At 37.3% G+C, this 22,388-nt stretch carries 19 protein-coding genes; 14 read left to right on the forward strand and 5 right to left on the reverse strand.

Annotated elements, in window-relative coordinates; genetic code table 11:
* Positions 1-115: 115 nt before the first annotated feature.
* On the reverse strand, positions 116-841 hold the full coding sequence (locus LC418_RS14255; RefSeq protein WP_223559623.1) for a TrmH family RNA methyltransferase: 726 nt from the start codon (positions 839-841) through the stop codon (positions 116-118).
* Between LC418_RS14255 and tamL the strand changes: the two genes are divergently transcribed.
* Positions 827-3,433: a translocation and assembly module lipoprotein TamL gene (gene tamL, locus LC418_RS14260; protein WP_223559624.1), complete on the forward strand. Its 2,607-nt coding sequence runs from the start codon at positions 827-829 to the stop codon at positions 3,431-3,433. The two genes, LC418_RS14255 and tamL, sit on opposite strands and share 15 nt — an antisense overlap.
* On the opposite strand, the gene LC418_RS14265 is transcribed toward tamL, so the two are convergent.
* Both LC418_RS14265 and LC418_RS14270 read right to left on the reverse strand, forming a co-directional pair.
* Positions 3,430-4,020: a SanA/YdcF family protein gene (locus LC418_RS14265; protein WP_223559625.1), complete on the reverse strand. Its 591-nt coding sequence runs from the start codon at positions 4,018-4,020 to the stop codon at positions 3,430-3,432. The genes tamL and LC418_RS14265 overlap by 4 nt on opposite strands.
* A 23-nt stretch (positions 4,021-4,043) precedes the next feature.
* On the reverse strand, positions 4,044-5,168 hold the full coding sequence (locus LC418_RS14270) for a flavin reductase family protein (RefSeq protein WP_223559626.1): 1,125 nt from the start codon (positions 5,166-5,168) through the stop codon (positions 4,044-4,046).
* Between the two features lie 32 nt (positions 5,169-5,200).
* Here LC418_RS14270 and LC418_RS14275 point away from each other — a divergent pair, with 32 nt between their 5' ends.
* The 12 genes from LC418_RS14275 (at position 5,201) to LC418_RS14330 (ending at position 16,256) form a co-directional block, all read left to right on the forward strand.
* Positions 5,201-5,761 carry a TlpA family protein disulfide reductase gene (locus tag LC418_RS14275; protein ID WP_111953184.1) on the forward strand — a complete coding sequence of 187 codons (561 nt, stop codon included), beginning with the start codon at positions 5,201-5,203 and terminating at the stop codon, positions 5,759-5,761.
* A 22-nt stretch (positions 5,762-5,783) separates the two neighbouring features.
* A complete protein-coding gene (locus LC418_RS14280) occupies positions 5,784-6,755 on the forward strand; it encodes an iron ABC transporter permease (protein WP_223559627.1) in 972 nt (323 codons plus the stop codon).
* A gap of 95 nt (positions 6,756-6,850) precedes the next feature.
* Positions 6,851-7,774: an ABC transporter ATP-binding protein gene (locus LC418_RS14285; RefSeq protein WP_223559628.1), complete on the forward strand. Its 924-nt coding sequence runs from the start codon at positions 6,851-6,853 to the stop codon at positions 7,772-7,774.
* Between the two features lie 166 nt (positions 7,775-7,940).
* A complete protein-coding gene (locus LC418_RS14290) occupies positions 7,941-8,393 on the forward strand; it encodes a MarR family winged helix-turn-helix transcriptional regulator (protein ID WP_034727924.1) in 453 nt (150 codons plus the stop codon).
* A gap of 6 nt (positions 8,394-8,399) precedes the next feature.
* Entirely contained in the window at positions 8,400-10,793 is a 2,394-nt protein-coding gene (locus LC418_RS14295; RefSeq protein WP_111953178.1) for a 3-hydroxyacyl-CoA dehydrogenase/enoyl-CoA hydratase family protein, read from the forward strand.
* A 47-nt stretch (positions 10,794-10,840) separates the two neighbouring features.
* Positions 10,841-11,194, forward strand: a complete 354-nt coding sequence (locus tag LC418_RS14300; RefSeq protein WP_223559629.1) for a four helix bundle protein — start codon at positions 10,841-10,843, stop codon at positions 11,192-11,194.
* Between the two features lie 47 nt (positions 11,195-11,241).
* Positions 11,242-12,420, forward strand: coding sequence for a thiolase family protein (locus LC418_RS14305; RefSeq protein ID WP_223559630.1), 1,179 nt, complete (start codon positions 11,242-11,244; stop codon positions 12,418-12,420).
* 36 nt (positions 12,421-12,456) lie between these two features.
* Positions 12,457-12,813, forward strand: coding sequence for a four helix bundle protein (locus LC418_RS14310; protein WP_111953172.1), 357 nt, complete (start codon positions 12,457-12,459; stop codon positions 12,811-12,813).
* 52 nt (positions 12,814-12,865) lie between these two features.
* The gene (locus LC418_RS14315; protein ID WP_111953170.1) at positions 12,866-14,647 is read left to right on the forward strand and encodes an acyl-CoA dehydrogenase family protein; all 1,782 of its coding nucleotides are present in this window, start codon (positions 12,866-12,868) and stop codon (positions 14,645-14,647) included.
* A gap of 166 nt (positions 14,648-14,813) precedes the next feature.
* Positions 14,814-15,122: a hypothetical protein gene (locus LC418_RS14320; RefSeq protein WP_223559631.1), complete on the forward strand. Its 309-nt coding sequence runs from the start codon at positions 14,814-14,816 to the stop codon at positions 15,120-15,122.
* A 34-nt stretch (positions 15,123-15,156) separates the two neighbouring features.
* A complete protein-coding gene (locus LC418_RS14325; RefSeq protein ID WP_111953166.1) occupies positions 15,157-15,492 on the forward strand; it encodes a YegP family protein in 336 nt (111 codons plus the stop codon).
* Positions 15,493-15,809: 317 nt separating this feature from the next.
* Positions 15,810-16,256: a phosphohydrolase gene (locus tag LC418_RS14330; RefSeq protein WP_111953164.1), complete on the forward strand. Its 447-nt coding sequence runs from the start codon at positions 15,810-15,812 to the stop codon at positions 16,254-16,256.
* Here LC418_RS14330 and LC418_RS14335 read toward each other — a convergent pair.
* Together LC418_RS14335 and LC418_RS14340 are read right to left on the reverse strand one after the other, a co-directional pair.
* The gene (locus tag LC418_RS14335) at positions 16,253-16,969 is read right to left on the reverse strand and encodes a DUF2490 domain-containing protein (protein ID WP_111953595.1); all 717 of its coding nucleotides are present in this window, start codon (positions 16,967-16,969) and stop codon (positions 16,253-16,255) included. The genes LC418_RS14330 and LC418_RS14335 overlap by 4 nt on opposite strands.
* 71 nt (positions 16,970-17,040) lie before the next feature.
* Positions 17,041-18,852, reverse strand: coding sequence for a TonB-dependent receptor plug domain-containing protein (locus tag LC418_RS14340; protein ID WP_223559632.1), 1,812 nt, complete (start codon positions 18,850-18,852; stop codon positions 17,041-17,043).
* A 634-nt stretch (positions 18,853-19,486) separates the two neighbouring features.
* On the opposite strand from LC418_RS14340, the gene uvrA reads away from it, so the two are divergent.
* Entirely contained in the window at positions 19,487-22,279 is a 2,793-nt protein-coding gene (gene uvrA / locus LC418_RS14345) for an excinuclease ABC subunit UvrA (RefSeq protein WP_223559633.1), read from the forward strand.
* The last annotated feature ends 109 nt before the right edge of the window (positions 22,280-22,388 follow it).

Here is a 22,388-nt window from a genome sequence, read left to right on the forward strand (position 1 = left end):
GTTAGAAATTTTCATGAATAAGAAAATTTTCTCACTGTTAAATTGTTCTAAATTAATAGTGATATTTAGACTTCATCAGCTAATTTCTAATATCTAACTTCTAGTTTCTTAATTTCTATTTAGAAAATAGTTGCCCTAAAATTATTCCCGCCGCCATAGAAACATTCAGGCTTTCTGTAGACTGGGATTTGCCAAATCTTGGAATGGTAATGCACTTTTTAAGGAGTTTCTCCGTCTCGGGCCTCATACCGTTTCCTTCATTACCTAAAATAAGGTTAAGTTTTTCAGGTTTTTCAAAAGTATAGATATTTTCCCCTTCCATATCCGTACCGATATTGATATTCTCCGTTTTCGAAAGATATTCCACAAGATCAGTATACATAATATTCACCCGGGTGAAAGATCCCATAGTGGCCTGAATCACTTTAGGGTTGTAAACATCCACAGTATCTTCACTGCAAATAATCTGTTCTATTCCGAACCAGTCTGCCAGGCGGATAATAGTTCCGAGATTGCCCGGATCCTGAATACCGTCCAGAACCAACTGAACATCCCTATCCTCCGTTTTTTCTTCATCGGGCAGATAACAAACTGCTACAGAATCTTTAGGTGTTTTAAGGAAACTGATTTTTTTCAGCTCATTTTCAGTGATCTGGGTAACGGGTACATCTGTCCGGTCCAATTTTTGCGGATCGGTAGAAAATATTTCTTTAACTTTAAAATTAGATTCAGAAAGTTCACAAATGATTTTATTACCTTCAACCAAAAACAAATTGTATTTTTGTCTGAACTTCTTTTTATCTAAAGACTGTAAAATTTTTATTGTATGAGCTGTAAGCATTATAAGAATTCTCCTCAAAAATATTATAAAATTATCTCATTTGCAACATTTGTTGGTCTCCTTTATGCGTGCAGTACAACTAAAAAAGTTCCAGACGGCGAATATCTGCTTACCAGGAACAACTTTAAGTTTGAAGACAAGAAAGAATCTTTCGATGAGGAACTGAAAGATTATGTACAGCAGAAGCCCAATAAAAAGCAACTCCTTTTCATTCCGCTGGGTTTAGGATTTTACAATATGGCGAATCCTAAATATGATACCTTACTCAACGAATATATGACTTATCCCAGTGAAATGAGAAATCAAAAGCTGAGAGACTCTCTTTTCATTAAATATAATATGAAAAGCAGTGTGGGAAAAACATTGTTTTTGGACCGTTTGCTTCATAGCTGGGGAACCCCGCCTGTAATCCTCGATCAGACGAGAAGTGAAAAAAGTGCTGAGTCTATTGAGAAAAGGCTTGTTTACAGAGGATTTTGGGATGCTGATGTCACTTTCAAGCATTCTATGGATTCTGCTTCCAAGAAGGCAGCCGTTAATTATTTCATCAAGCATAATGATCCTACCTATATTAAAGATTATTATTACAATATCACAGACCCCACTGTGAAAGGCCTTTACTGGCAGAAACTAGACAAGAGCCTGATAAGATCCGGACAGAGACTTGACCAGACCGTTCTTGAAAAAGAAGTAACGAGAATTACTGAGCTGATGCGGGAAAACGGCTATTATAGGTTTAATAGTTCCAATGAAGAGATCTACTTCGTAGCAGATTCACTGAAAAGCAGGAAACAGGTTCCCCTTACCCTGGAGATCCATAAAGATTCTGCTGACCATCCTTATAAAGTGGCGACCATCGGGAATATTGACGTGGCCATTGTAAACGAAGCCGGCGATTTTCCGAAAAATACCATTAAGGACAGTTTAAGGAGGATAAGGTTCCATAAAATGGACGAAAGCTATAAAACATCTTCTTTATGGAGAGCCGTGATTGTAGACAGTAAGAAAGTGTATGACCAGAAAGCTTTGGATCTTACAAAAAGAAACTTCATCGCGATGAATAACTTCAGTATTCTGAAGGCAAGGGATTCTTTAAGAAGAGGTGGTGGTACTTCACCGAATGACAGCATTGTTGATGTTCTGTATCTCTTGAAGCCGCTTCCTAAATATGAGCTTAAAGTGGGAACAGATATTAATTATTCTCAGATTCTGAACCTTGGGATATCCCCTTCTGTAGACCTTACCACAAGGAATGTTTTCAGAGGTGCAGAAAACCTTTCTACAAGCATTTCAGGAACATTCGGATCAATAAGAAGTACAAAAGATATTGATAAGAGAGATCTTGCTTACGAAATTTCAGCGCAGGCTTCTCTTAATTTCCCAAGACTTCTACTTCCATTCAATTATTATAAGCTTCTTCCCAAAAGATATACCCCAACCTCTTCTATCCTGTTGGGAGCTTCAGTACAAAACAATATCGGCTTAGGAAGAGTGAACTTCAATACGGGATTGAATTACCATGCAAACGTCAATGACCAGGTGTCACACAGGCTTACCCTTTTCAATACGCAAATTAGTCTTACGAAGAATAAGGATGCTTATTATGACTATTTCAGTAATGATGAAATTATAAAAGACGATATACTTGCGAGTTATTTTGCCTATGACCCGATTACCCAACAAAAATTCCTTTCAGGTGAACTCAGCCTTGACAATGTTTCCAGGCAGATTGTTCAAGATACAAACTATCAGGGAGCGCTTGACCAGAAGGGGCAGGATCTTCTTACAGCCTTCAAAGGAACCCTTGTGAATAAAGACAGACAGACCCAGGATGTGATTATTTCTTCCATGATCTATAATTTTGTTTATAATGAGATTGGTAAAAAAGATTATCCCAATGCCTTCTATTTTAACGGAAAAATAGAGCTTGCAGGTAATATTTTAAGCTTATTCAATCAGAAAAGAGATGACGGGGGCGTTGTGGTAAGTCCGCAGAGAACAATCTTCGGAATTCCCTATGCTCAGTTTGTTAAATTTGATATTGATACTAGAAAATATTTTAAATTCAATGGCAATCAGACGTTGGTTTTACGTCAGTTCATAGGAGTGGGTGTTCCTTACGGAAACTCTACCGACATGCCTGTTATTAAGTCTTATTTCAATGGTGGATCCAATGATATCAGAGCATGGGTAGCATTTGGAGGACTAGGTCCATCCGACTCACAGGTCGACGAAAGAGTCCGCACCTATATGACGAATAATGTAAAGCTAACCACGAATATAGAATACAGAATCCCTTTTAATGAAATGTATGAAGGTGCCATATTTACTGATATAGGAAACACCTGGAGTATTAGAAAGCCTGGTACAGACAGCAGTTATGGTGATGAATTCAAATTCAATAAGTTTTTAGGACAAATGGGAATCGGCAGTGGATTCGGTTTAAGGGTAAATGTAGCCTACATTACTTTCAGACTTGATCTTGCCTATAAGATTTATGATCCGAATAAACCTGAAGGAGACCGATGGAGATTCAAGAATTTCCAGCCTTTCAAACCAACATTGAATATCGCGTTCGGATATCCTTTCTAATCCGGAGAAATTCCCAATATGAAGTAAACTACAGCAATCACTCTGGCGAGTATTTCCCTGAACTGATTCCTGTAGTAACTTTCCGGTTTGCTGACATCCTGCGCATCAAAACCCAAGGCATTCATAGTGTTATTCCTTGCAAAAAATAAGGCACGGAGATTATGGAAGCCTTGTGATACAATGATCACATCTTTCTTTTTGTAAACATCTTTACAGCGCAGAATACTTTTATAGGTATTGAATCCTTTCGGATCTTCTATGATGATGTCTCCCGGAACTCCTTCCTGATTGACCAGGTAATTTTTCATAGCAGCAGGCTCGTTATAACCTTTACTTTTTTCTCCGCTTACAATAATCTTTTTAATCTTACCATGATGATAAAGAAGTGCTGCAGCATCCATTCTTTTCGTAAAATAAGGATTAGACTGACCAGATCTCATCTTTGGAGAAGTTCCCAGTACCAGGGCAACTTCCCGTGGCGGAATTTTAGAAATCTTGGTATAGGTACGCCCATTGGTAAGTCCGAAAACCCATGCATTACAAAGACATATCAGCAGAATTCCTATTTCTGCTGATACAAACCCCAAGTTAAATATGTTCCTGATAACTCTCAACTAAGGTCAAAGTTAAGCTTTATTTTCTTACTTTTTACAATGGACATGCATGCCAGTATTTTGCCTTGTGCTTCTTCTTTTTCAGTCAGATATTCATTTTCAAGCAGCTCCACCTCTCCTTCTTCAAGATAGCATTCGCAGCTTCCGCATATTCCGGATTTGCATGAATAAGGAACCGGAAAATTCTGGATCAGAAGCTGTTGAAGAATCTTCTCTCTGTTATCAGGAAGATGGGTTGCATATTCTTTTCCAAGCATTTTAAACTTAACTTCCACATTTTCGATCAGCGGAAATTCTTTTTCTACAGGATAAATGTCATCATTATATTCTTCAAAAAGTTCAAAATGAATATTCTTTTTCGGAATTCCGTGGTGATAGCAGGCATTCGCAAGCGATTTTATCATCTCTCCTTTTCCGCATATCAATACTTCATCTACCGCATCCCAAATTGTAGATTCCTCATCCGTATCATCCAGATGAAGAATTTGATTAATAATCAAACTCAATTTCTTTTCGTCCAGCCTTCCGTAGAAAAACTGATCCGCTGTTTTTTCCTTTGAAAAAAAGTAAAAAATCTGAAGTCTTTCACCGTGCATTCTGGCAAGATTATCCAATTGCTCTCTGTAAATAACTTCTTCAGAGCTTTTATTTTCAAAAAATAAAAAAAGCCTGGTGCGCGGTTCCTTATGAAGGATATTCTTAAAATGACTCAGGATCGGGGTAATCCCTATTCCGGCTGCAAAAGCAACAATGGTCCGGAATTCGCTTGGTTTGGAGACCAGTGTAAACCTACCGGAAGGCTCTCCTACCATCAGCTCATCTCCAACATTATAATTTCTGAACAACTCCGAAGTGGCTCCATCAGAAGAATTCACCTTGATTCCAAGGCATATTTTTTTCTCATAAGGCGCTGAAGTCATTGAGTAATCGTTGACGACTTCCTCACCGTGAGCAATAAATTTTATGCTTACAAATTGTCCCGCTTCAAACTTGAAATTCTCCTTCAAATTCCCTGGAATCTCGAATTCCAGAGAAAAAGTATTTTTGGTCAGTTGTTCCTTTTTCGCTACTTTTAACGGATGAAACTGTATCAGTTTCCCTTTATAGATTTGTTGTTCCATACTTCAATTCAAAAATAGTCAAAAAATAATTTATGAAGAAGATAATTTTATCCACGCTTATTCTTACGGCTCTTTACAGCTGCAAAAAAGAAGGTCAGAAAACCGTTGAAACCACTGTCAAAGATTCAGTTTCCGTTGCGGACAATACAGCTTCTGAAACAACAGCTTATACATCTAAGGAACTTTCTCCGGATAATCTGGGAAAATATTTAGCTCAGAAGAATGACACTTTATACGTTACCAATTTTTTTGCAACATGGTGCGGACCGTGTATGAGAGAAATCCCTCATTTTAAGAACAAAATGGAGGAATTAAAAGATAAGCCGGTAAAGTTTACTTTTATCAACCTTGATGATAAGTCTGAATGGAATACTTCTGTGAAAAAATTTGCACAGGAAAATAACCTTGCAGCAAATATCATTCTTTTGGATGGTCAGAAGCTGGACGCGAATTTTTTCACAAATAATTTTAAACAATGGGACGGCGGCTCAATTCCCTTTACTTATTTGAGAAAAGGAGATAAAGTTGACGAATATTTAGGAATGATGACCGAAGAAGTATTAAATTCCAAGGTCGATGCTCTTTTAAAATAAAACATCCAGATTCTTTCTGATCATGTCAAAAAAATTCAAAATCCTGTGTTTACTGCTGACGGCTGCTATTATTCTTACTGCAGTGATCAACCTGAACACAGGGTTTTTAAATTTAACCTTTCAGGATTTCTTTCAGGATTCTGCCCAAAGCCAGATCGCCGAAATTCGTATCAACCGGGTACTGGTGATGCTTCTGGCGGGAATATCAATTCCAACATCCGGTTTTCTGATGCAGGAATATTTTCAAAATCCTCTGGCCGGTCCGGATATTTTAGGAATTACGTCTGTAGCCAGCTTATCCGTAGCTTTTTATATTTTCTTCTCCCACGATTTTCTAATCCCGGAATTTCTGCAGAACAGTTTCCTCAGTCTTTCAGCCATTGTAGGAAGCCTTGTATTGATGCTGGTTTTACTATCCATGTCGAATAAGTTTCAGGATAAATCTTATCTCATTATATTCGGTTTCCTTATTTCGGCATTTGCCGGCGCTGTAGTTTCTTTATTACAGTTCTATGCAGAAAATCAAAGTCTGAAAAACTATATTTTATGGTCTTTCGGAGCTAATAATATGGTAACCAGAAACCAAATTTATGTATTATCAGTTTTAGTTTTTATAGGCGTGTTTTTCTGTTTTAAAACAATAAAGCCATTGATCGGAAATTCATTGGGAACATCGTATGCTCAGAGCTTAGGAGTCAATCTTAATCAGTTGAAGATCCTTATTATTGCAGCCTCTTCCCTGCTTTCAGCTTCTATTACGGCATTTCTGGGACCTATTTTATTTATCGGAATTATTGTTCCGCATTTTTGCAGACTGATCTATAACCCTTCCAAATTATGGCAGCAATGGATCCTGAATATGTTTCTCGGAATGCTGATCATGCTGGTATTTTCTATTACAGCAGAAAAAACCCAGATTCCCATGAATGTGATAAGCTCTGTATTTGGGATACCGGTGATTTTGCTGATGCTTTTGAAACAGAATAAAATTTAAAGGTCAATAAGTCAATGGTAAATTGTGAATTTAATCAAGCAGATTTAAAATAGTATTTTTGTAAACAATGCATCTGGGCAATTAATCAATATCCAATGTTCCTACAAATCAAACAAGCTAATATAGGCTACGATAAAACTTTAATTTCAAATGCTTATGCAGATTTGAAACTGGGTGATGTGTGTCTTTTGATTGGTAATAACGGTGTAGGAAAAACAACGCTTATCAAATCCATTTTAAATCAGATCTCTCTTTTAGGTGGAGAAATTTTAATTAATCATAAAAATATAAAAGACCTTTCCGTTAAAGAAACTGCGGAAAATATTGCTGTTGTTTTCTCAAAATCAAATGTTCCGCAACATCATACTGTTGAAGACCTTATTTCATTAGGAAAATACATCTATTACCCTTTTTATTTCGAGCTTAAAAAAGAAGACAGGGAGGAAATTTCCCATATCATAGACGAATTGGATCTTGCTCAATACAGACACACTCTTCTTAAAAACCTTTCGGATGGTAATTTGCAGAAAGCATTTATAGGCCGGGCTATCGCTCAGAATTCTCCTGTTGTTATTCTTGATGAGCCGACAACCCATCTTGATGAAAAAAATAAACTCATCATCTTAAAAAACCTTCGCAGACTGGCCAAGGAGCAGCATAAAATCATATTATTCTCTTCCCACGACTGGCGACTGGCCAAGGAATTTGCAGACAAAATATGGTATGTAAAGGATAATCAGCTTTTTTCCGGACTTGTAGAAGATGTATTGCTTAAGCATGATGAACTTACCAATGTTTCATTGTTTCAGGTGAATGAGAATTTTGTTCCGCCTTCTATTAATGCACCGCAGGTTCACAAGGAAATGCTTTATTCTTTACTGCAGAAAAACTTCGAAAAAGACCTTTCTGCCCTGCATTTTGAATATAAGAATGGTTTTTGGGGAATTCTCACCGACACTTCTAATCAACAATACGAATCCTTTGAAGAAATAATTGATTTCATTAAAAACATTCATTAATACTGCGTTTCTGTTACGTATTTCATATACTATGCATGCATAGTATTATGCTAATCATACAATTTAATCCGTTTACTATCAGTTAATTAACAAAATTTAACGTTAATAAATACTATGCATGCATAATATTTACTAAATTTGGGTAACACCATTAGTGGATAGAATGATGGATAATAATAAAGAAAAAATAGAAAACGTAGATTTAGTTTTAAAGCAGACCTGGTTGGCTGTTTCAAAAATGTACACAGAACTTGCCCAAGAGCATGATTCTACTGCTGTACAGGCCCTCACTCTTCTTAAAATTGACCCTAAGGAAGGCACCAGAAGTACCAATTTAGGTCCTAAAATGGCTATTGAACCCACCTCTTTGACCAGAATCATTAAGCTTCTGGAAGACAACGGATATATCTATAAGGAAAAGACGACTGCCGATAAAAGGGAGGTGATCATTAAACTTACGGATAAAGGTCTGAATTCAAGGAATATGTCCAAAGAAGTGGTCGTCAATTTTAACAAAAAAGTGATGGAAAAGATTGCTCCTGAGAAAATTGAAACCTTCAAGGAAGTGATGTCCGAAATCATGAAAATTGCAAACGAATTATTAAATAACAGAAAATAAATTATAATGAAAAGAAGAATCAAACATGTAACGGTTCTTGGTTCAGGAATTATGGGCAGCGGTATTGCGGCACATTTCGCCAACATTGGTGTGGAGGTGTCTCTTTTGGATATCGTTCCTTTTGAACTGACGGAAGCTGAACAAAAAAAAGGTTTGACCAAAGATGACAAGGTGGTAAGAAACAGAATTGCTTCTGAAAACTTTGAAAAACTGAAAAAAGCAAGTCCTGCCCTTCTCTATTCTCCAAAATTTGCAGATAGAATTAAAGTAGGTAACTTCGATGATGATCTTAAAAACATCAAGAATACAGACTGGATTATTGAGGTAGTCGTTGAAAAGCTTGACATTAAGAAATCTGTTTATGAAAAAATTGAACAGTTCAGAAAGCCGGGAACATTAATTTCTTCTAATACATCGGGAATTCCTATCCATTTCTTAACGGAAGGAAGAAGCGATGATTTCAAAAAATATTTTGCGGGAACACACTTCTTCAACCCGGTAAGGTACCTTCCTCTTTTAGAGATTATACCAACAAATGATACAGATCCGGAAATTGTAGATTTCTACATGACTTATGGAGCTAAATTCTTAGGAAAAACTACCGTTCTAGCTAAAGATACTCCAGCGTTTATCGCCAACAGGATCGGAGTTTTTTCGATGATGGATCTTCTTCACAACGTACAGAAATTAGGATTGACGGTTTCTGAAGTTGATAAATTAACAGGTCCTGTCATCGGACGTCCAAAATCTGCAACATTCAGAACAGCTGATGTGGTAGGTCTTGACACCTTGGTAATGGTAGCTAACGGCGTTCGTCAGAGCGGTGCTGAAGCCAATAATTTCAATGATGTTTTTGCCCTTCCTAATTATATCCAGAAAATGATGGATAATAAATGGCTGGGTTCTAAAACGGAACAGGGATTCTACAAAAAAGTGAAAAATGCAGAAGGAAAATCTGAGATCCACGGATTAAACCTTGATACGTTAGAATACGAGCTTCAGGGAAAATCTTCTTTCCCTACTTTAGAATTAACTAAAAATATAGACAAGCCAATTGACAGATTCAAAGTTTTAATTGGTGGAAAAGATAAGGCCGGCGAATTATATAGAAAATCTTTAGGTGCCCTGTTCGCTTACGTTTCTCATAAAGTTCCGGAAATCTCTGATGAAATCTATAAGATTGATGATGCCATGAGAGCTGGTTTCGGCTGGGAAAACGGCCCGTTTGAAATCTGGGATGCCGTAGGTGTTCAGAAAGGTATAGAATTAGCAAAAGACGCAGGCTATGAAGTTTCAGATTGGGTTAAAAATGTAGAAACTTTCTATAAAGTTAATGATGAAGGTCAAAGCATCTTCGTGGATAAAAACTCAGGAGAATACAACAAAATTCCTGGGCAGGATGCCTTTATTATCTTAGACAATATCAGAAAGAACAAAACACTTTGGAGCAACTCAGGAGCTGCAATCGAATATCTTGGTGATGGTATCATCAACTTTGAGATCCGCTCAAAAATGAACTCTCTTGGAGGCGAAGTTCTTGATGGACTAAACAGAGCTATTGATTTAGCAGAAAAAGAATACGATGGATTGGTTGTTGGAAACCAGGGAACAAACTTTTCTGTAGGAGCCAACCTTGCTATGATCCTGATGATGGCTATCGAACAGGACTGGGATGATCTGAATATGGCTATCGCCTATTTCCAGAAATCGATGATGAGAGTACGCTACTCCTCTATTCCTGTAGTGGTTGCCCCTCACGGAATGACGCTTGGTGGTGGTTGCGAAATGACTATGCATGCAGACAGAGTGGTTGCGGCAGCAGAAACTTATATCGGATTGGTAGAAACCGGAGTTGGAGTAATTCCTGGTGGTGGTGGTACTAAAGAACTTACCTTGAGAACTTCCAGAGAATTCCACAGCGATGACGTTAAAAATAACAGACTTCGTGAAGCATTCATGAATATCGCTATGGGTAAAGTAGCCACTTCCGCTTATGAAGCCTATGATATGGGAATTCTTGAAAAAGGAAAAGATATTGTATCCGTAAGCAAAAACAGACAGATCGCCGAAGCTAAAAAAGTTGCAAAACTATTGGCAGAGCAAGGATATACACAGCCTATCGAACAGAAAGTAAAAGTTCTTGGGAAAGATGCCTTAGGAATGTTCTACGTAGGAACAGACCAGATGCTTACCGGAAAGTTCATCTCTGAGCACGACAAAAAAATTGCAGACAAACTGGCGAACGTTATGGTAGGAGGAAATCTTTCCGAACCAACTGTCGTAACTGAACAATATCTATTGAATCTTGAAAGAGAAACATTCCTTCAGCTTTGTGGGGAGAGAAAGACGCTAGAGAGAATTCAGTACATGCTGCAGAATGGAAAACCGTTGAGAAACTAATTTTTCTGTAAAATGTAAAAAGTATTAACGTAAAAAGTATTTTTAACATGCATGATTTCAGACAGCTTGAAGTTTGGAAAAAATCAATTCAACTTTGTAAAACGTATTATTTCTTTTCAAAGGAATTTCCAAAAGATGAATTATTTGGACTTACTTCCCAATCAAGAAGATGTTTATATTCCATTCCTTCTAACATAGCGGAAGGCGCGGGAAGAGATACCAAGCCTCAATTTTCACATTTTCTGAATATTGCATTGGGTTCTTCATTTGAATTTGAAACTCAAATTATAATTGCAAAAGAATGTGAGTTTCTTCCGGAAGACAGATTTCAAAAAACACTTACTGAAATACAGTATATACAAAATATGATTATTAAACTGAAACAAGTTTATTCAAGTTAACACTTTAAAATACATTGTACATTATACATTAATACATTATACAATTTATGAAACAAGCATATATAGTAAAGGGTTTCAGAACTGCCGTAGGAAAAGCTCCAAAAGGAAGTTTAAGATTCACAAGACCCGACGTGATGGCCGCTACAGTTATTGAAAAATTAATGGCTGAGCTACCACAATTAGATAAAAACAGAATTGACGACCTTATCGTAGGAAACGCAATGCCTGAAGCAGAACAGGGTTTAAACGTTGCCCGTTTAATTTCTTTAATGGGATTAAATACCGATAAGGTTCCGGGAGTTACTGTCAACAGATACTGTGCATCAGGAAGTGAAGCTATCGCTATTGCTTCGGCAAAGATCCAGGCAGGAATGGCAGACTGTATCATCGCAGGAGGTACAGAATCTATGTCTTACATCCCGATGGGAGGTTACAAGCCGGTTCCGGAAACGGATATTGCCAAAACGAACCCTGATTATTACTGGGGAATGGGCTATACTGCTGAAGAAGTAGCTAAGCAATATAATATTACAAGAGAAGAACAAGATCAGTTCGCATTTGAATCCCATATGAAAGCTTTGAAAGCTAATGCAGAAGGAAAATTTGCCAATCAGATCGTTTCAATTCCTGTAGAATATAATTTCCTGGATGAAAACCAGAAAATGCAGTCTAAAAAGTTTGATTTCTCTGTAGACGAAGGACCAAGAAAAGATACTTCTTTGGAAGGTCTTGCTAAACTGAGACCCGTATTCGCGAACGGAGGAAGTGTAACAGCCGGAAATTCATCCCAGATGAGTGACGGAGCTGCTTTCGTAATGGTTATGAGCGAAGAAATGGTAAAAGAATTAGGTCTTGAGCCGGAAGCAAGATTAGTGGCTTATGCTGCAGCAGGTCTTGAGCCTAGAATCATGGGTATGGGACCGATTTATGCTATTCCAAAAGCTTTAAAACAAGCCGGTCTTGAATTAAAAGATATTGAATTAATTGAATTGAACGAAGCATTTGCATCACAGTCTGTAGCGATCAAAAAGGAATTAGGCCTAAACCCTGATATCCTGAATGTCAACGGAGGCGCTATCGCTCTTGGCCACCCGCTCGGATGTACCGGAACAAAACTGACCGTTCAGCTTCTTGATGAAATGAGAAGACGCGGCAACAAGTACGGAATGGTTTCTATGTGCGTGGGTACAGGACAGGGAGCAGCAAGTATTTTCGAACTTCTTTAATTAATTATAGATTTTAAATTATAAATTTTAGATGAAATGAGTTTCAAAGAAGACAATTTGATTCAGATAAAAACTTTTGACTTTGCTTTAAGAATAATTAAATTTTATACTCAATGTAAATCTCAGAATGAATTCATTTTATCTAAACAAATTCTTCGCTGTGGAACTTCAATTGGCGCAAATGTGGAAGAAGCAATTGCTGCACAATCTAAAAAAGATTTTATCTCAAAACTTTCTATAGCCAACAAAGAAGCACGAGAAACAAAGTATTGGCTAAGACTTTATCAATCTTCAAATTTAGTTCAAATTGAAATAGACTCTTATTTGAAAGAAATTGAAAGTATTATTAATATTTTGACCAAAATCATCAAAACTTCATCCGAAAATTTATAACAGAGAATCAATAATTTAAAATTTATAATCTAAAATTTAAAATCATAAAATAATGAGTAATACACTTAATAAAACACTGAAGGGAGGTGAATTCCTTATAAAGGAAATTCCTGCAAATGATATTTTCACTCTTGAAGAACTTTCAGAGGAGCAAAAAATGCTTCGTGATTCTGCGAAAGAATTTATCGACAGAGAAGTAATTCCTCAAAAAGAAAGATTTGAGAAAAAAGATTATGCTTTAACTGAGGAAAAAATGCGTCAGTTGGGCGAAATGGGACTTCTAGGAGTTGCTGTTCCTGAGGAATACGGTGGTCTTGGAATGGGATTCGTGAATACTATGCTGGCATGTGATTACTGCTCAGGAGCAAATGGTTCATTAGCTACAGCTTATGGAGCTCACACGGGCATCGGAACCCTTCCTATCCTATTGTATGGTACAGAAGAGCAAAAGAAAAAATACCTTCCGGATCTGGCAACAGGTACAAAATTCGGAGCATACTGTCTGACTGAGCCTGATGCTGGTTCTGATGCCAATTCAGGAAAAACAAGAGCAAAACTTTCCGAAGACGGGAAACATTATATCATCAACGGGCAAAAAATGTGGATTTCCAATGCAGGTTTTGCAGAAATCTTTATTGTCTTTGCTAAAATTGATGATGACAAAAACATCACCGGTTTCATCGTAGAAAAAGAAGGAACCGAAGGGCTTTCTTTCGGTGAAGAAGAGCATAAACTGGGAATTCGTTCGTCTTCTACAAGACAGGTTTTCTTTAATGATATGAAAGTTCCTGTTGAAAATCTTTTAGGTGAAAGAAACAACGGTTTCAAAATCGCTCTGAATGCTTTGAATGTCGGAAGAATTAAGCTGGCAGCTGCCAACCTTGACGGACAGAGAAGAATCTTAAACCACTCTCTTCAATATTCTAACGAAAGAAAACAGTTTGGAGTTTCTATCTCCACTTTTGGAGCGATCAGAAAGAAACTGGCAGAAATGGCAACTGGAATTTTCGTTGCTGAAGCTGGTTCTTACAGAGCGGCAAAAGATGTTGAAGATAAAATCAACGAATTGGTTGCCGGTGGAATGAACCATCAGCAGGCTGAATTAAAAGGAGTTGAGGAATTTGCTGTGGAAGCTTCTATTCTGAAAGTTTTCGTTTCAGATTTAACACAGCATACTGCCGATGAAGGAATCCAGGTGTACGGAGGAATGGGATTCTCTGAAGATATGCCGATGGAAGCAGCCTGGAGAGATTCAAGAATTGCAAGAATCTATGAGGGTACCAACGAGATCAACCGTCTTTTAGCAGTTGGAATGTTGATTAAAAAAGCAATGAAAGGAGAATTGGATCTGCTTTCTCCTGCAATGGCAATCAGCAAAGAACTGATGGGAATTCCTTCATTTGATGTTCCAGATTACTCAGCATTCATGGCTGAAGAAAAGGCGATTATCGCTAACCTTAAGAAAGTATTTCTTATGGTTTCCGGAGCGGCTCTTCAGAAATACATGATGGATATTGAAAAACAACAGCATTTATTACTGAATGCTTCTGAAATCCTTAATCAACTTTATATGGCAGAATCTGCTATTTTAAGAGCTGAAAAACATTTCTCTGCTGATTCTGTAGAAGCAGCAATGGCACAGCTTAACCTTTACAAAGCTGTTGAAAAGATCATCGCAGCTGCAAAAGAAGGAATTGTTTCTTTCGCGGAAGGTGATGAACAGAGAATGATGCTTTCAGGTCTGAGAAGGTTCACGAAATATACCAATCATCCGAATGTAGTGGCTTTAACTGAAAAAGTTGCCGCACACTATATCGGTAAAGGAGCTTATTAGTCTTTTATAACATAAATTTTGATTGAAGCGTCTCATTTTTTTGAGGCGCTTTTTTTTAGCTTATATTAAGACATAACAGACAGGATTGTAAACCAATAAGTAAAATCTATGGTGCTTGTGAACTTAAATTCCAATATTTTTTATATTTTTATTTTAAATTAAAAACATGAAGATTTTATTATTTCCTTTCCTTCTTATTTCTATTATACTAACTGCTCAGAAAAAAGAAAGAAAGCTGATCCTGCTGAAAACAGATACCACCAAGATTCTCAAGCTTAATGATCCTAAAGAAATTCAGGAAAAAATGGGTATGGATCGGAAGGAACAGTATAAAATGCTTACTGTAACCCCAAAAGATACAGCAGCATATATGGCTTTAAAGGAACCTAAAAAGGATTATTCAAAATACAAGATACTGAACCCTGACATTCCTGAAAAAATTGCAGACACAAAAAAGGCTCAGCCTTCCAAATAATTAAAAAAATAAACAAACCACAAAACCAATTACTATGGGAAAATTTATTATCTCGAAGAGAACAGACAGTGACTTCAAATTCAATCTGAAAGCCGGCAACGGACAAGTAATTTTAACAAGCCAGGGATATGGCTCAAAGTCATCTTGTGAAAACGGAATAGAATCTGTACGTACCAATTCGCAGGACGATTCAAAATTCGAAAGAAATACGGCTAAAGATGGCCGCTGTTATTTCAATTTAAAAGCAGGAAATGGGCAAATCATAGGAACCAGCCAGATGTATGAATCTGAAAATGGAATGGAAAACGGTATAGAATCTGTAAAAAACAACGCGCCAGGTGCTTCAATAGAGGATGAAACCCTGCTTTAAACTGAGTCAGGGATAAGACATTTCAGTTTTATCATGATGTAAGGAAGTCAGAAGCTGGAAGAGGGAAGTTATTGAAGTCCAAAGATAGAAATACAGGGTATTTTTAGTAATCTTTATAAAACTACTTCAATAAATTTAAAAGAAATTGTTAATACCGGCCAATAGTAACTTCCATCCTCCAACTTCCATCTTCTAGCCTTTTAATTTTAACTTTTTATCCCTAAATCAGCTTATTTGATATTCCTTAAAATATTCTCAATAAAAATGTCTTATTTTTTAAGGCATTTTTTATTTTTGTATTCTATTTTCTATTAGAAATGACAAAAGAAGAAATGCTCAACAGAGCCATAAAGATAGCTGATAAAGCACATAAAGGTCAAACCGACAAGTACCACGCTCCCTACATCGCTCATGTGATGCGTGTCATGGAGTATGGTAAAACCATAGACGAAAAAATCGTAGGGGTGTTGCACGATGTGGTAGAAGATCATCCGGAAGAATTCAGCCTCGATTATCTAAGAACCGAAGGTTTTCCGGAATACATTATTTTTGCTATAAGCTGCCTTACCAAATTTGATCCCGAAGAAGACTACGATGAATTCGTTAAAAGAACAGAAAGATCACCTCTGGCTGTCGCTGTAAAGCTTAATGATCTCCGCGATAATATGGACCTCAGAAGAGTAAACAGGGAGCTTAGCCCTAAAGATATCAAAAGGTTCAACAAATACCTGAAAGCGTATCGTTATCTGATAGAGAAATATTAATCCGCTCCCGGGAAATCATAGGTTTTTGTAGGATGGTTCGTACCGTCGATATTAATGTTTAAGGCCAGATAGATAAAGTGAAGGTTTTTATTGCCTTTTGCTTCGAATTCGCGCTGCCACAGATAACCCGTCAGGATTCCGAAATAATCATCAATCTGATAGCCAAAACCACCATATACCCTGTTTCTCGCGAAAGTAGGCTTCATTGGGCTTACCAGGAAGATCTCGTCATAAGCATTCGCGAAAACAGTTCCTTTTTTAACGGTTTTTGCATTCAGGGGAACACTTATGTTCAGACGGTATCTGTAACGCATTCTTTGGGAAGCTTTATCTGTTGCCGGCTCATAGAACCAGCTTTTCTCTGCACGAAAACGGTTTTCAAACTTGACGATCCCTTTTTTGAGGTCAATCACGTCCTGTAGCCATACCCTGAACTCTTCTCTACTCAGGCTGTGTTCTTTATAATTCACGTATCTTCCAAGGCCAACAAAAGGTTTGTGATTTTTGGTAAGATTGTATCCCACTCCCCCTTTGATCTCGTAATAATCCGGGTAGGTGTAATCTTCATTTCCTCTCAGCTGACCTTCGGCATAAAGAAAAAATTTGGGATGAAACTTGTAGGTGAGAGTCACTGCATTGAAGCTGGAAACGTGGTCCTGTGCTTTGAAAAAGGTCATACTCAAAAGTAAACTCAGACTTAAAAAAAGTTTCATAAAAAATTTTTGCAAAAATAAATTATTTAACAATTTGTTAATATTAACTTTCATTCATTTCAAATTAACATTTACTTAATATTGATCGTATAAGAGAAGCCTAAGTGGAACCATCTCTGAGGCATTTCTACTCCGAAGGCTTCCGTATATTTTGTATTGGTCAAATTATTGATCAGCACATATACGGAAAAATCTTTTTTCGCAAAGCTCAGCTTTTCATCAAGAAGGTTATAAGTTCCAAGATTCATTCTTTCATTATACCTGTAAACCAGCTCATTCGTAAAATATTGAAAGAATCTCGTTTCAAGTTTCGCAACAATCTGATGCTTCAGATTATCAAGTATATACCTGGATACAAGCTCATTAGACTTCTTCATTTTGCTATCCAGATAAGTATATCCTGCTGTATACTTCAGCCAGTCAAAAACCCTGTGGCTCAATTCTACCTCAATTCCTTTTGTATCTATTTTTCCTACATTCTGAGCGTACCATACCGGATCGGTCATGCTTTTTTTAACCCAATCGATAGAATTGTTGGAATTTCTCATAAATCCGCTCACTTTTGCCAAAATTCTACTGTTCTGGTATTGGTAACCAATTTCAGATGAAACCGCATTTTCCGGAAGCAGATCAGGATTTCCCTGTTCCGTTTTGCTTACATAATAAAGATCGGTAAATGTCGGAACACGGTGAACCTTTGCAATATTTCCATAGATTTTATTGTTCTGATTGAAATTATAGCCAACATCTAATCCAGGATAGAAAAAGTTCCCCTCTTTGGAATAATTCGCCCATGAAATTCCCGGGCTGATGTTCAGCTTTTTATCCAGTAATGAAAAATGATGCTCAAAGAAAACCTGCGAAACAAAACGGTTTCTCTCGCCTAGATTATTACTCGCAAGAAACTCCTTTCTCAGTTCAACACCGACACCCGTAGTTCCCAATCCCCACTGGTAGCTGGAGTTTATTTCCCCGCCTACATTATTCCCGATATGCATATTTCTGTAACCATCCGGCTTATTCCTGTCATACAAGTACATATCCTGCCCTCTTCTCCAGTATACATTCGAGCTTAGTTTCAAATGACCAAACGTCTGCTGATGGGCTAAACTTACTATAGAAGCCTGCGTTTCCTCATATTGCTCGGTAGCACTTTTAGAAGCATAAAAACCGTTAGCCCCAAATTTCTTTTCAGAAAAGCCCGCTTGCAGCTTCAGATCACCGTTTTTAATATTGAGCTTGCTTTGATAGAAAACATTTCGGATTTCGTAATCCGTATTGTACATATATCCCTGTGATGAGGCAGAATTAGCCTGAAGAGAGTTAGAAAATTTTTCATTTCCCAGCTGTGCGTTGAAGCCGAAGCTGTAAGTTTCGTAATCTCCGCCTTCAGCACTTATTTTCACCCGTTTTCCGGGAGTTGTTTTCGTAATGATATTGATGACGCCGGCATAGGCATTCTGTCCAAATCTTCTGGCAGCAGGACCTTTGATGATCTCAATTCTTTCCACATCATCCATATCTACCGGTACATTCATAGAATTGTGTCCGGTCTGGGAATCATTCATTCTGATGCCATTCAGCAACAGCAATACCTGCTCAAAAGAACTTCCCCTGAAACCTATGTCACTCTGTACACCATTGGCTCCTCTTCTTCTGATATCCATTCCCGGAACCTGTTGAAGAACCTCGTCAATACTTTTTGCAGGAGAATTGGCAATATCTTCTTTCGTAATAACCGTAATATTCTGATTGGCATTTTTATAAGGTGTAGAAATAAATTTTCCCTGAAATTCAATGCTTTCAATATCTGTGGTTTTCTCCTGTGCATGAGCACAGAGCATTGAACCTAATAAAAATATACTTCCAATCTTCTTGATCATAATAGTTCCCGTTTTGTTTTGAATCAGTTTTCTTTAATAACGGACCCAAAAGTAAGGGAGTTCCCCAAGAAAGACAAATGATAGTTATCATAAAAAAAGATGCAGTAGGATTTACTGCATCTTTTGAGGGGAATAACTTCATCTTTTTCTCATTAAATGTGTAACAAGATCTCTGAATAATTTTCTCATTTCTATATTACATATTTATGAATACAATTTTAACTAATTTTAAAATACAAAACAAGAGCAAAATGCAAAAACATATTGAAAATCATAAATTATTTTTCAATTTTATAATTATAAAATAGTTAACATAATCTTATGGATGTTAACAGCTTATCCATCAATTTTTTTCTGACTGAAAATAGAAATATTTTATTTTTTTTGGCTTGTTAATAATTGAATATAATTATCTGGAAGCAAATATTTAAACGTCTTATTTTCACTAAAATTTTGTAATTTTGTGAGTCTTAATTTTGTGATGAAAATAATCATCTTTCCATACTTTTACAGGCACTTTTAATCAATGCTCAATCTTGGACGGATACAGAACAATTTATCAGGCAGCAGAATTTACACAAGAAAACAGTCACACTGGCACAGATGATTCTCAGTCAGTATATATTTTATGAACATGACTAAAACAGTAGAAATAGATATAAAAAAACAGATCTTCGTTAAGAATGCCCATCTTAATAATCTGAAACATATAGACGTTCTGATCCCGAAAAATAAATTAATCGTAATCACGGGGGTTTCCGGAAGCGGAAAATCTTCCCTGGCATTCGATACCATTTATGCAGAAGGACAGAGAAGATATGTGGAAAGTTTAAGTTCCTATGCACGTCAGTTTTTGGGTAAACTGGAAAAACCCAAAGTGGATGATATTAAAGGACTTGCCCCTTCCATTGCCATTCAGCAGAAAGTGATTTCTTCCAATCCCCGTTCTACGGTGGGAACTTCTACGGAGATCTATGATTATATGAAACTTCTTTTTGCAAGGATCGGGAAAACTTTTTCTCCGGTTTCAGGCGAAGAAGTAAAGAAGGATTCCGTTTCTGATGTAATCGATTTTATCAAGGCTTCAAAAAAAGACACTTCGTTTTTACTGACAGCTCCCTTGGAATATGACGCAGATAATTTTAAGGAAGCATTGAATGTTTTAAAGCTAGCAGGTTTCACAAGACTTGAGATCAATGGTAATGTAGCAGGTATTGAAGACCTGGAAAGCTTCGGCTTTACTCCTGAAAAAGGGATGACCATTAATCTTGTGATCGACCGTTTTTCTTATGAAGAAGACGAAAGTTTCCTTCAAAGGCTGGCAGATTCTATCCAAATGGCATTTTACGAAGGTCATGGCTATTGTTCACTAAAAAACCCGGATACCGGAAAGGTAAAAGAGTTTTCCAATAAATTTGAGCTGGATGGTATAGAGTTCCTTGAACCGAATGTTCATTTTTTCAGCTTCAACAACCCCTATGGAGCATGTCCGGCATGTGAAGGTTACGGAAAAGTGATCGGAATAGATGAAGATCTTGTTATTCCTAATAAAACACTATCCGTTTATGAGGATGCAGTCGTTGCCTGGAGAGGTGAAAGCATGAGTGAATGGAAAAAAGCATTTATTAAAAAAGCCGGAGACTTCCCTATCCACAAACCCTATCATCAGCTCACCAAAGAGCAAAAAAGTTTTCTGTGGAAAGGAGACGGTAAAAGCAGTTTCCCTTCTATTAATAATTTCTTCAAAATGCTTGAAGAAAATCTGTACAAGATCCAGTACCGAGTTATGCTTTCCCGATACAGAGGAAAAACACTCTGTCCTACCTGCGAAGGCCTGAGATTAAGAGAAGAAACGAGCTGGGTAAAAGTAAACGGGCACAATATCCAGTCTATGATTGAGCTTCCTCTTGATGAATTGTATCCTTTAATAGACGGGCTGAAACTTTCCGAGCATGATCAGGATGTAGCCAAAAGGTTATTGTACGAAATCAAAACCCGTATCGAATTTTTATTAAAAGTAGGTTTAGGTTATTTAACGTTAAACAGAACCTCCAATACCCTTTCAGGTGGTGAAAGTCAGAGGATTAACCTTGCGACAAGTTTGGGAAGTTCTCTTGTAGGATCTATCTATATCCTGGATGAGCCTTCCATCGGTCTTCACTCAAGAGATACCGAAAACCTGATCGAAGTTTTAAAAAACCTTCGGGACCTGGGAAATACCGTAATTGTTGTTGAACACGATGAAGACGTTATGAAAGCTGCTGACTATATTATTGATATTGGCCCTGAAGCAGGCTATCTTGGTGGTGAACTGGTATTTGCCGGAGATTATAATGATCTTAAAAATGCGGATACGCTTACTTCAAAATATTTAACCGGAAGGATGGAAATTGAGGTTCCTAAAAAGCGCAGAAAAGCCAAGGAATGGATCCACATCAAAGGAGCAAGACAAAATAATCTGAAAAATATAGATGTAGATGTTCCTTTGGAAAGCCTTACGGTAATCTCGGGAGTTTCCGGAAGCGGAAAATCTACGCTGATGAAGGAAATTTTAACCAACGACATCCAGATCCAGCTTGGAATGGGTGGCAAAAAAGGAGATTATGATTCTGTAGAATTCCCAAAAAAACTGATTAAAAACATTGAGCTGATCGATCAGAATCCGATTGGAAAATCTTCACGGTCCAATCCTGTTACTTACCTGAAAGCGTATGATGACATCAGAGATCTTTTTGCCAAGCAGAAAGTTTCAAAAATGATGGGTTACAAGCCCAAGCATTTCTCTTTCAACGTAGACGGCGGAAGATGTGACGAATGTAAAGGAGAAGGTGTGATCAACGTATCCATGCAGTTCATGGCAGATATTGAGCTTGAATGTGAAGTATGTAAAGGTACCCGTTTTAAAAACGAAATCCTGGAAGTGAAGTTCGATGAGAAAAGCATTTCCGATATTCTTCATATGACGGTGGATGAAGCTTTGGAATTCTTTAAAGACAATAACGAAGAAAAGATCGTCACAAAACTGAGACCGCTTCAGGAAGTCGGATTAGGCTATCTGCAGCTGGGGCAGAGCTCTTCTACCCTTTCCGGTGGTGAAGCACAGCGTGTAAAACTGGCATCCTTCCTTGTCAAGGGAGTGACGACGGATAAAACTCTGTTTATCTTTGATGAACCTTCTACAGGGCTTCATTTCCATGATATCCAGAAGTTACTGAAATCCCTACAGGCATTGATTGATCTTGGTCATTCTGTAATTGTTATTGAACATCAGCCGGATATTATCAAATCTGCAGATTATATTATAGATATTGGCCCGGAGGCAGGAAAATATGGCGGTGAAGTTGTTTTTGCCGGAACCCCGGAAGACCTGGCGAAAGATAAAAAATCGCATACCGCAAAATATATCAAGGAAAAACTTGAAAGCTAAATATGAATAGAGAGCCAATAAATGGCTCTCTATTTTTTTAACCCTTGAGGTTTATTTAATTTGTTTAAATGTAAGTTGAGTTTCGCATAAAAGCTTTTTTAAACCACAA

It is taken from the genome of Chryseobacterium lathyri (assembly GCF_019970085.1).
In the GTDB taxonomy this organism is placed as follows: domain Bacteria; phylum Bacteroidota; class Bacteroidia; order Flavobacteriales; family Weeksellaceae; genus Chryseobacterium; species Chryseobacterium lathyri.